12 protein-coding genes are annotated in these 9,439 nt (G+C 69.9%); 11 read left to right on the top strand and 1 reads right to left on the bottom strand.

Going from position 1 to position 9,439, the window contains the following annotated elements:
* Positions 1-593: 593 nt before the first annotated feature.
* The 10 genes from ACZ4NT_RS37445 to ACZ4NT_RS37490 all read left to right on the top strand — a co-directional run bounded on the left by ACZ4NT_RS37445 (position 594) and on the right by ACZ4NT_RS37490 (position 7,560).
* Positions 594-965, top strand: coding sequence for a hypothetical protein (locus ACZ4NT_RS37445; RefSeq protein WP_467729823.1), 372 nt, complete (start codon positions 594-596; stop codon positions 963-965).
* A gap of 912 nt (positions 966-1,877) precedes the next feature.
* Entirely contained in the window at positions 1,878-2,711 is an 834-nt protein-coding gene (locus ACZ4NT_RS37450) for a hypothetical protein (protein WP_467729825.1), read from the top strand.
* A complete protein-coding gene (locus ACZ4NT_RS37455) occupies positions 2,708-3,085 on the top strand; it encodes a hypothetical protein (protein ID WP_467729827.1) in 378 nt (125 codons plus the stop codon). Before ACZ4NT_RS37450 ends, ACZ4NT_RS37455 begins: the two co-directional genes overlap by 4 nt.
* Before the next feature lie 159 nt (positions 3,086-3,244).
* Positions 3,245-3,589 carry a hypothetical protein gene (locus ACZ4NT_RS37460; protein WP_467729829.1) on the top strand — a complete coding sequence of 115 codons (345 nt, stop codon included), beginning with the start codon at positions 3,245-3,247 and terminating at the stop codon, positions 3,587-3,589.
* 52 nt (positions 3,590-3,641) lie between these two features.
* Positions 3,642-4,355 carry a PP2C family protein-serine/threonine phosphatase gene (locus ACZ4NT_RS37465; protein WP_467729831.1) on the top strand — a complete coding sequence of 238 codons (714 nt, stop codon included), beginning with the start codon at positions 3,642-3,644 and terminating at the stop codon, positions 4,353-4,355.
* Positions 4,356-4,428: 73 nt separating this feature from the next.
* Positions 4,429-4,734, top strand: coding sequence for a hypothetical protein (locus ACZ4NT_RS37470; RefSeq protein ID WP_467729833.1), 306 nt, complete (start codon positions 4,429-4,431; stop codon positions 4,732-4,734).
* A gap of 157 nt (positions 4,735-4,891) precedes the next feature.
* A complete protein-coding gene (locus tag ACZ4NT_RS37475; protein WP_467729835.1) occupies positions 4,892-5,494 on the top strand; it encodes a hypothetical protein in 603 nt (200 codons plus the stop codon).
* Positions 5,495-5,789: 295 nt separating this feature from the next.
* The gene (locus tag ACZ4NT_RS37480) at positions 5,790-6,134 is read left to right on the top strand and encodes a hypothetical protein (protein WP_467729837.1); all 345 of its coding nucleotides are present in this window, start codon (positions 5,790-5,792) and stop codon (positions 6,132-6,134) included.
* 65 nt (positions 6,135-6,199) lie between these two features.
* A complete protein-coding gene (locus ACZ4NT_RS37485; protein WP_467729839.1) occupies positions 6,200-6,439 on the top strand; it encodes a hypothetical protein in 240 nt (79 codons plus the stop codon).
* A 926-nt stretch (positions 6,440-7,365) separates the two neighbouring features.
* Positions 7,366-7,560, top strand: a complete 195-nt coding sequence (locus tag ACZ4NT_RS37490; RefSeq protein WP_467729841.1) for a hypothetical protein — start codon at positions 7,366-7,368, stop codon at positions 7,558-7,560.
* 67 nt (positions 7,561-7,627) lie between these two features.
* On the opposite strand, the gene ACZ4NT_RS37495 is transcribed toward ACZ4NT_RS37490, so the two are convergent.
* Entirely contained in the window at positions 7,628-7,840 is a 213-nt protein-coding gene (locus ACZ4NT_RS37495; protein ID WP_467729843.1) for a hypothetical protein, read from the bottom strand.
* Positions 7,841-7,988: 148 nt separating this feature from the next.
* Here ACZ4NT_RS37495 and ACZ4NT_RS37500 point away from each other — a divergent pair, with 148 nt between their 5' ends.
* Positions 7,989-9,071, top strand: a complete 1,083-nt coding sequence (locus ACZ4NT_RS37500) for a hypothetical protein (RefSeq protein WP_467729845.1) — start codon at positions 7,989-7,991, stop codon at positions 9,069-9,071.
* The last annotated feature ends 368 nt before the right edge of the window (positions 9,072-9,439 follow it).

Below are 9,439 nucleotides of genomic sequence, written 5' to 3' on the forward strand. Positions count from 1 at the left end.
AAGCAGGTCGGGTGGGGGGGGGGGGGTTCTGGTTAGTGAGTTATGACCCCGCCCCCAGGCCCCCCCCCCCCCCCCCCCCCCCCCTCCCCCCCCTCGCCCCCCCCCCCCCCCCCCCCCCCCCCCCCCCCCCCCCCCCCGGGCCCAGGACAGAGCACGGGTGCACTTGGCAGCGCCACACTGCCCCCCGCAAATCTCCGTGTGGGTCGGGACCCCCGCCCGGCCCACACGGTCCCTTCTCTCGAAACGCCGTACGCGGTAGCCAGCCCCGTGTGGGCCGGGAAACTCCCCGGCCCGGCCCGCACGGCCCCGCATGCCGAAGCGCGTAGCGCTCGCACCGCCCCCGGCGCTCCTGTCCTCGGGGCAGAGCCCGCGCCCAAGAAGCGTGCGCGCGGACGCGGCGCGGCGTACCGCCCACCGCCCCACCGCCGTTCCCGCACGGTCCCCGCCGGCCTTTTGCTGACCACCTTTCGCCAAGGAGCGATCTGCCATGCCCGCACAGCCCGGATTCATCCAGCCGGACAAGGACGCGACCGAGGCCGCCATGGAGCGCACCCTGGACGCGTTGGCCGCCGTGTTCGAGGCCATCGGGCCCGGTGAACGCACGCTGGACATCGCAATTCTGCGGACGGACCACGCAGAGCGTCGCGTTCTCACCAACAGCGGACACCCAGCTCAGCGGCATTCTCGGCGCCGACGACTTCTACACGCTCGCCGTGTTCCTCGTGTTCGCGCTGGAGGGCAGCACCGTCACCGGCGCCACCCTCATCGCCACCACCGACGCCGAGCCGCGCCCCCGCACCTGCGGCTGGACCGTCCGGGACGGATGGCTGCACCCCGTGGACACCACCACCCTGGAGATCGCGCTCATCACCTGCCCCGGCACCAGCGCCAAGGACCGCGACATCTACACCGCCCCCGCCCTCCCGGATCCGTCCACCAACGCCGAGGGGAACGACCGTGCCTGACCCGCAGGCCAACACCGCGGGCCCGGTCGACGTCTCCGCACGGCAGCCGCTGCCCGGAACCCGGATCATCGCCCACCGCATCCCCGCATCGGGCATCGAGGGCCCCTACCTCCACTTGGACGCCGCCGACATCCACGCCCGCTACACCCAACAGGCAGGCCGGGCAGGCAACTACCCCGCCCGCACCGCAGGGTTCGGCCACCAAACAGACGGCCGGGGGCTGGACAACTTCCTACGCGGCAACCTCAACTTCTGGCTGTCCAGCGAGGCGACGATCACGGACGACGGAGTCATCCGCTACCGCCAGACCCGCAACCACTCCACCACCACCTTCGTCCCCGACCGGACGTCCGGCATCCTGATCAACCGGCCAGACGAACAGGTCGCAGCGCCCGCCTACCGCGTCACCGCACCCAACGGCGTCACCCAGGTATGGCGAGGCCGCGCAGTCCGCGACGCTATCGCCCGATGCCTCCGCACACCCGTAGTCGGGTGGCCCGCCGGATGGGCCCACCTCATGCCCGACACATCCGTCAGGTTCGACCCCGGCGGCTTCCCTGGAGCCGTCCGGAGATCTACACCGCCGAACCGGCCCAAGAGCCCGACGACTGGGGCCCGCCATGCGGTGAATGCCGGTACCCGTATGCCGAACACGACCTTGTCCGCCTGTGGCCCCGCTCGCGAACCGACGGCACCGGCTGCACCTCCTGGAACTACACACCCCCGCAGGCGTAACCGCCCACCAACCCCGTGCGCCCTCCCCGACCTCCCCCGAGGGGAGGGCGCACGGCCCCCAGGCCAGCACGCCACTGGCCCCGCTGTCTCCCCCACCCCCGCCGCTCCCCTTCGCCGGGCGTGGGGAGACACGACCTCCGTCCTACACCCCGCGTCGACCACCAGGAGCAGCCGCCCATGAGCCCGACGTTGAGCGTCAAGACGCCCGCCGGCACCGTGCACGCCACCGCCCGGCCCCGTGAGCACGACGCCGTCGTGTTCGACCTGAGCGGAGCGGTGCGCGGATGCGTCCACGTCACAGCAACGCACCACGTGCGGAACTGGAACCAGTTCACCGCCGTCCGCGCCTGCCTCGGCCCCGTCAACGCCTTCCAGGCCACCGCGCCGGACGAGCAACTCCCGCGGCTCGCCCGCAGCCGCACCGGCTACCACGGCAGTCTCACCCTCTACCGTGACGCGCCCGCCGACCGCCCCCAGGTGTCCGTATGTCCGATGGAGTCCGCCACCGGACACCAGCCATCACCCAGGACTACGGAGACGCTCACCGCCGTACTGCGCGCGTGCGCCGAACACGTGGAGCTACGCGCCGACTTCCCCCAGATCTGCACCGCCGCCCGCGAGCGTGACACCCCCGCCCTGCTGCGGTTCCTCACCTGGTCGGCCCACTACCACCGCAACGCCGCCGCCCGTCTGGAAGGCCGAGCCCGCGCCGCCCGGCCCGCCCTGCGCACGGCCGTGTCCGCCTGGTGGACCGTCGCACGCTGGTTCACCGCCCAGCCCCACCCCGTCCTACTGCTCATGCTCGCCAACCGGGACGGATCACTGGCCCGAGACGCCGACGTCCAGGCGTGGCTCGGCCCCTACTGCCTCACTGAGGCCGCCAGCGAATACGACCGCGCCCGCAACGCCGAGGCCGAAGCCGCCTCGCTGCTCGCCCAGCAGCGCACGAGGCGCACTGTCAGCCGACCGAAGGCCGGCACGCCGACCACCGTACGGATGGAGAACGCATGATGCGCTGGCTCATGACCCTCGGAGAGCGAACCGACCCCGACACCCCCACGTACGCCGAGTGCCCACCGCCTGGCCGGGCCCGCGCCTCCGCCCTGGTGGACGACTGCGGACAGCTCTTTCCCATCCTGCGGAATTGGCAGCGGCAGTTCGGTCACCACGTGACCGGCTGGGCCGCACAGGTCGAAGTCGACGACATCGAGCGCGTCCCACGCCGCGTAGCCGAGGACTGGGGCCCTGAGCTCCGGCTCGACACCGTGCCGGGCGGATACGTGGTCGTGTCCGACTACCGAGACCACGAACCGCCCTCTGCTGGCGCCGTCCAGCATCAAGCGAAGCGCGCGGTTCTGGACTCGTCACCGGGCGCACACCCGTAAATGCGCAGCTCGGAGAGGGGTTCACACACCGAGAAAGCATACTATTATTGATGATGCGGGAGGGGGTAACCCCCCGCCCCCTCCCGCACCTTGATGCCGACAGCACAGCGAACGCAATGGAAATCAGCTCCTTTCCGGCCCCCTACTGAGAGGAACACTGTGGCCAACCGCCGTGTGTGGATTGACGACAGCTTCGGGCCCTTCGAAGCGAAGATCGACCCCGCCGACCGCGACTTCCTTCGGCCGCGCTTCACTCTCGACACCGTCCGCGAGATCGCCGCCCGCAGCCAGGAGATGGCATCCGAGTGCGACTACGCCGACGTCGACACTGTGCACGTTCTGGACGGCGGCACCCGCCAAGGTGTGCCCAGGGTGGTCGTCGTGCTCATCACGTGGCAGCACTTCGACGGCGACCCCGTGGAGGTCACCCATATCGTCACTCCGGGTGGGGACGGCCTCTACCCCATCGGATACCGCAACTGGACCTGGACACTCGCCCCCTGAAGCAGCGCACCCTGCTGAACACAGCCTCGACAGCGGCCCTAGGAGAGCTTCCATGCCCCACGCAATCGCCCAGAACATCGGCGACCGCTCACACCAGTGCGACGCCACCGCCACCTACACCCACAACGGAACCCGCGCGTACGTGCTGTGCGACGGAATCGGCTCCAGCAACGAGGTAATGGCATGGACCCGCACCGCCGCCCGCCGCATCGCCCACGCCGCCGCACGGCGCGGCGACGCCGAGGCCGGCCTCCGCGCCGTCTACGACCGGTACGCCGCCGACCCCGCGCGCCACAGCCCGTTTGCGGAACTGCCCAACGCGTGCGCCGCCGCCGCTGTAGCCGTCCCCGGCAACCCGCTCACCGTCGCATGGTGCGGCGACGTCCGCGCCTACGCCCTCACCCCCGACGGCACCCTCCGGCGCCTCACCGCCGACCACAACAAACGGCGCGTCTTCAACGGCAACCGCAACGTCGTGACGTCCTACCTGGGAGCCGCCGACTCCGACGACCAGTGCAGGGACCGGTACGGACACGCGGCGATCGAGTCCGCCACCGCCCCCGCGGAGGCATCCCGCCTGCTGCTCGCCAGCGACGGCGCGTACGAGCCCCTGGAGGACTCCGCCCGCAACCTCGCCCACTACCTCGACGGGAGCGCCAGGCGCGCGGCCAACACCTTCGTCAACGCCGCCATCGAGCACGCCAGCAGCTACGCCGACAACGCCACGGTCTTGGTTGCCGACCTCTCCCCAGGCTCGCAGGAGTGAGTTGCAGCTCAGAGGGGCTCACACCAAATTAACACGAACTATTATTACTTTGAAGCGAGGGAGCGCCCACGTCGTGGCCACGTTCACCCACATCACCCCCGCGCGCTGCGCCCAATTGACCAACGCCCTCACCGCCGCCGGCCTCACCTGGCAGGGCAACGGCAACCAGGACCGCCCCGAGCTGCTCACCTACACCGTCACCGACGCACACGGCCGCTCCTGGACCATCACCCCCGCCACAAGCAACCAAATCACCCCCTCCCGGCCGGCGTGCCTGTGGCAGGCCGCATGCACCGACGCTTTCCACTGCAGCGACATCCTGTCGGCACCCGCGATCGCCGCGCTCATCCGCAACCAGCAGCGGGGAGCAGGCTCGTGACCGCGGTCCTGGCCGTCGATGCGCTCGCCGGCGGCGTCTTCTTCAGCCTGTCCCTCGCCGCTGCACGCGCATGCCGCGCCATCATCCAGGCCCGTAAGGGACACGCGAGGTCCCGCACCGCCCGCCGCAGCGAGCCGAAAGGAGTGAACACCGCCCCATGGCATCGCAGTTGAGCACTCAGGAGCAGTTTGCCGCGTTCGCCGACGAGGTCGCCGCGGAGCTGGGCACGCACTGCCGCACCGCCCCCTCCCCCGAGCATGATCACATGCTGTCCCGCGTCATCATCGATGACGCGGGGCGCGCACTGAGCCTGCGCCAGCACGACTACAGCCAGCCCACCCGCCTCAAGGTCTACGCGGCGGTCCCGGACGATTCCGATGTTCTGACTCCGCGGATCGGTGTCACAGCGACAGGCGCTCGGCACGTCGCCCGCGAGATCGCACGGCGTCTGTACCCGTTACACGCCGAAGCCTCGCAGCGCGCAACGGAACTCGCCGCCCGAAAGGAGGCCGAGGCCCGCAACCGCCGTGCCGTTGCCCAGGCCGTGGCCGACACCCTCCCCGGCGCGCGCATCGAGGAGAACTCCCGCACCACACGGGTGGTCTGGCAACGCCCCTGCCCCACCGACGGCCACGTGGGCGCCGTTCAGAACGACAGCGTGTGCGTGTACGTCGGACCGTCCGGAGAAAGAGTCAGCGTCGAGGCGGCCGGCCGCCCTCAGGCCATCGTCGCCATGCTGGCCGCGTTCACCAAGGGATGAAGCGCACATGCCCGCACGTCTCAGCGCGCGTCAACCTCCCCACGCTTCAGCTCAGGGAGTCGCCATGCCCAAGGTCTCGCCTGTAATCGACTGGAACAGATGCTCACGCCCCCAGCCCTGATCTCTCTTACTGGCCCGGCCGTCGCCCAGGGCGAGTCGTGACGTTTTAGCAGGTCAAGGGTAGGTTCACACACCTTCAAATTACACTATTATTAGTGATAGGTCGTTGGCCGCCGCCTCCCCCGCTCCTTTCACCACGTGACGCCCCCTCCCCCTTCCAGCCTGAGGAGTTGCCATGCTTCGAACACTGCGCCGCGCCCTGCGACCGGCACGTATCCGCATTCCCGGCCGCCGGTTCGCCGCCGGAATTGCGGAACTGCCGCCCACCGCGCGCGAAGCACTGGGCACCGACGTCACGGCCGGGGAAGCCATCGCCTACAACCGCGTTCGTGTCGCCACCGCGACCGCGCTCGCCCTCTACCGCAGCGGATACACGCTGCCGATAACCGACGACGACCTGGACGACGCGGTGCTCGCCCTGGACTTCCCGTTCTCGGTTCCGAGCGCGGAGACCCGCGCGTCCACCCGTGCCGCGCTTGCCGTCCTGGACGCCGACTACACCGTCACCGTCACCCGCTGACCACCCATCCCCCCCCCGGCCCCGTGGGCCGCCCGCCCGGGCGGCCCACATGGAAGGAAGCCCCGGTGTTTCTCGTCGTACCCGACCCCGCCCACGGACTCGTCGCCGCCCCCGAGTCCTCTGACGACCGCACGCCCGTCACCGAACAGTCGCTTGCCGCCCAGGGGTTCGCCTGGAACAGCGAGATCGAGGCGTACACCCGCCAGGCCGACCACGACCCCGCGGCCGTGGAGGGGATCGCCGCCATGTTGCGCGCGCTGGGCCACTACGTCTTCTCCGCATACAGGCCGCTGCCCAGGAGGTGACCGCCGCCCGGCCGGCCTCCGCCGCCACCTCCCGCCCCTTGCGTAGATGGAGTTCCGCCACCATGCCCCGACGCCGCACCCAGCCGCAACGGCCCGCCCGGTACGCCGCCACCGAGCACGACGGACGCCACCACGTCGTGGACCAGCTCCACGGATACACCCTTGGCAGCCATCCCACCGCCACGGCCGCCGAGGACGCGGTACGCGAGCTGACCGCCAACCCGACGGCCGCGATCGAGGCCGTCGAGGAGCTCGACGCCGCCCAGACGGGCCCGGCCGCCACCGAGCGCCGGATACTTCGCCGGTACGGGTACGCCTGGAGCCTGCGCCAGGACGAAATGCTCAGCCTGAGCGGTGAGTTCAGCCATGACCGGCTGGAGACCCTGATCTCCTGCGGACATCTGGCCATGGTGTTCAGCCCGGCCGGGAAGCCGTACTACAACCACGCCCGAGCGGTACGCCCAGCTGTCGCCCCGCTGGATACGCGACGGCGACGAGTCGTTCCCGGCCGCCGATGTCTCCCGCCTCGAACGCCCCCGCCCCGCCCTGGAGTTGCTGCCCGCGGGCAAGCGCTACAAGCCGTGCGAGCTGCACGGGATCACGCTGTGGCGGTGCCTGATCTGCGGGCCCCGCGAGCACTTCGAGTGCCAGTGGGGCGAGTGCACGGCCAACCGCGTCACGGCCTACTGCGAACGCTGCGTACGCATGGGCCCCCGGCGGACCTTCCCACTACCGCCCCGCCGAGAGCACGACTGGCCGTAAAACCGCAGCTCAGGGGTTATCTCACAGATGACCAATACGCACACCGCCCCCGCACCGGAACCTGCACCTTATGACCGCCCGCCGCCAACACCCAACACGCACCCGAGCGCCCATCAGCCCGGCCGGCCCGGCCACCCAGCCCTCACACCCAGGGAGAGCCAGCCATGAGCGCGACCCCGAACCAGCAACCCCGCCCGTGGCGCCCCTCCGAGGACTTCCAGGACCCGTGCGCGTCCTGCCACGCCCCCGCCGGGCAGTACTGCCGTCCGCACTGCGACAGCGGATACACCGCCCAACACGCACGACTGGACGCCGAGCGCCACGCACAACGCAACCCCAACGGGCCGCCTACCCGTTGAGCACTGCACCGTCCGAGGGTGACGCCCGTTGCACGCAGCGCCCGAGTGCCGGGCGGCGCCCCGTCGATCAGGTCGGCCGTCTCCTGCTAGATCCGGAAGTCGGCCTCGTGTACACCGGCAGGTCCGTCGCCGTCGGGACCGAGGCCTCCGGGGCAGCAGCGTGGGCCGGTCCACGAGCGCCCGGGGCGCCGCTCGACGCAGGGAGGGGCAGCAGCGCCCCCTCCGCCTCCTCGTCGACGAGCTCGGCGTCGACCACGTCGACCTCAGCGGAGTCGGTCACGTACACCTCTTCGAACTAGCCCTATGTAAGGGAAATTACACGGAGGTGATGCCGCTCCGCGCCGATAATATGGGCCATCTGACGCGCCGTCGGACACGGGCGGTCCTCATGGTCGCTCGCCATCCCTCGCTTTGCACCAGAGGTTTCCTTGGACACGCTCTTCGACGCCGAGCTCACGCCGGACCAGCACAACCTCCTCGAGGTCATCGCCGCGCCGTGGCTCGCCCGGGGTGAATGGCCGCTGTGGGCCAACGTGCAGCACTACTTCGACATGCGTGGCGAGGACGCCGACGCCCTCTTCCACTCGCTGCCGCGCGTAGGCACCCAGACCCCGTTCGGCGCTGGCTACGGGTTCACCCTTCCCATGCGCGCTCCCATCGACGGGAATGACCGGGTGCGCCTGACCGTGGCGGCCTCCCTGGTCGTGCCCAAGGTCCGGCCGGTCGGGGAGCAGTTCGTGCGAGCCCTCCAGCACATGATCCACCTGTACACCAGCAGGCCCATGCACTTCGACCAGGTCCCCACCATCATCTTGCGCTCCAAGGAGTTGGAGGAAGCCCTCCCCGACCTTCCCGTCTGGTTCTTCGACGTGCTGCCCGACCTGCTCTCCAACGAACCGACCATCACTACCGGAGGCGTGCACACCGGCGGCCGCGCCTGGGAGCGGGAGGTCACCCGCAGCGTGCTCCAGTACCGCAGGGTGCAGAGCGTAGAGGGGTACATCGAGAAGACCTGCGAGATCGTGGTGGCGGCGGCTGCCCAGTACGGCCCGGCCATCGCCGTCGCGGCGCCGATGGCCGCCGAGCCCGAGCGGTCGCCCTACATCGATGCTGGCCTTCTGGCCGAGCTGGAGACAGCGGCCGCGACGACCGGGTGGAAGGTGCACAAGCTCATCGCCCTGTGCCAGGGCCTGAACGGCGCCTACGCCGTTGGGAACCCGTACGCCTGTGCCGCCATGATCCGCTCGATTCTGGATCACATCCCGCCGGTCTTCGGACACACGGACTTCAAGCACGTGGCGGCCCAGCACGTGTTCAGCATGAAGCGCAACGACAAGACGCACGCGCAGAAGCTCGCGGCCTTCAAGGACATCGCCGACGACGTAATGCACCGGCCGATCGGCCGCGCCGTCCCGCGCATCAGCATGGACGACCTCCCCGAGCCCATCCGCCTCAACGCGATCCTCAACGAGATCGTGGTCATGCTGCCGAAGACCGCGCCCTCGACGTGACATCGGCCCTGCCCAGCCGTCCAGGCAAGGACACGCTGCGGGCGCCGGCGTCGACGCTCTGTTGGCGCCAGAGAGGGGCGCTTAATTAGCGACCACCTATGAAACAGGGTCAACATCGCCTCACGGCGATGTCTGACATGGCACGCAATCCCCGCAGCGGTTGATAGCAGGCAGTCCCTGCCTCCCATCCGGGTCTCGGACAGAAGACAGGGACTGGGTGAAGAGTTGCTATCAGGTACAGGAGCGGCCCTCGATGTCGGCCGTACCTGTGCATTAGACCGTGTCCTATGTGGGGCTGGGTCGTTGGACTTGGTTATGGGGCGGGGTACGTGGAGTTGGATTGTTCCGGACGGGCTGTGGGAGATCGC

The organism is Streptomyces sp. NPDC026417 (assembly GCF_055567695.1).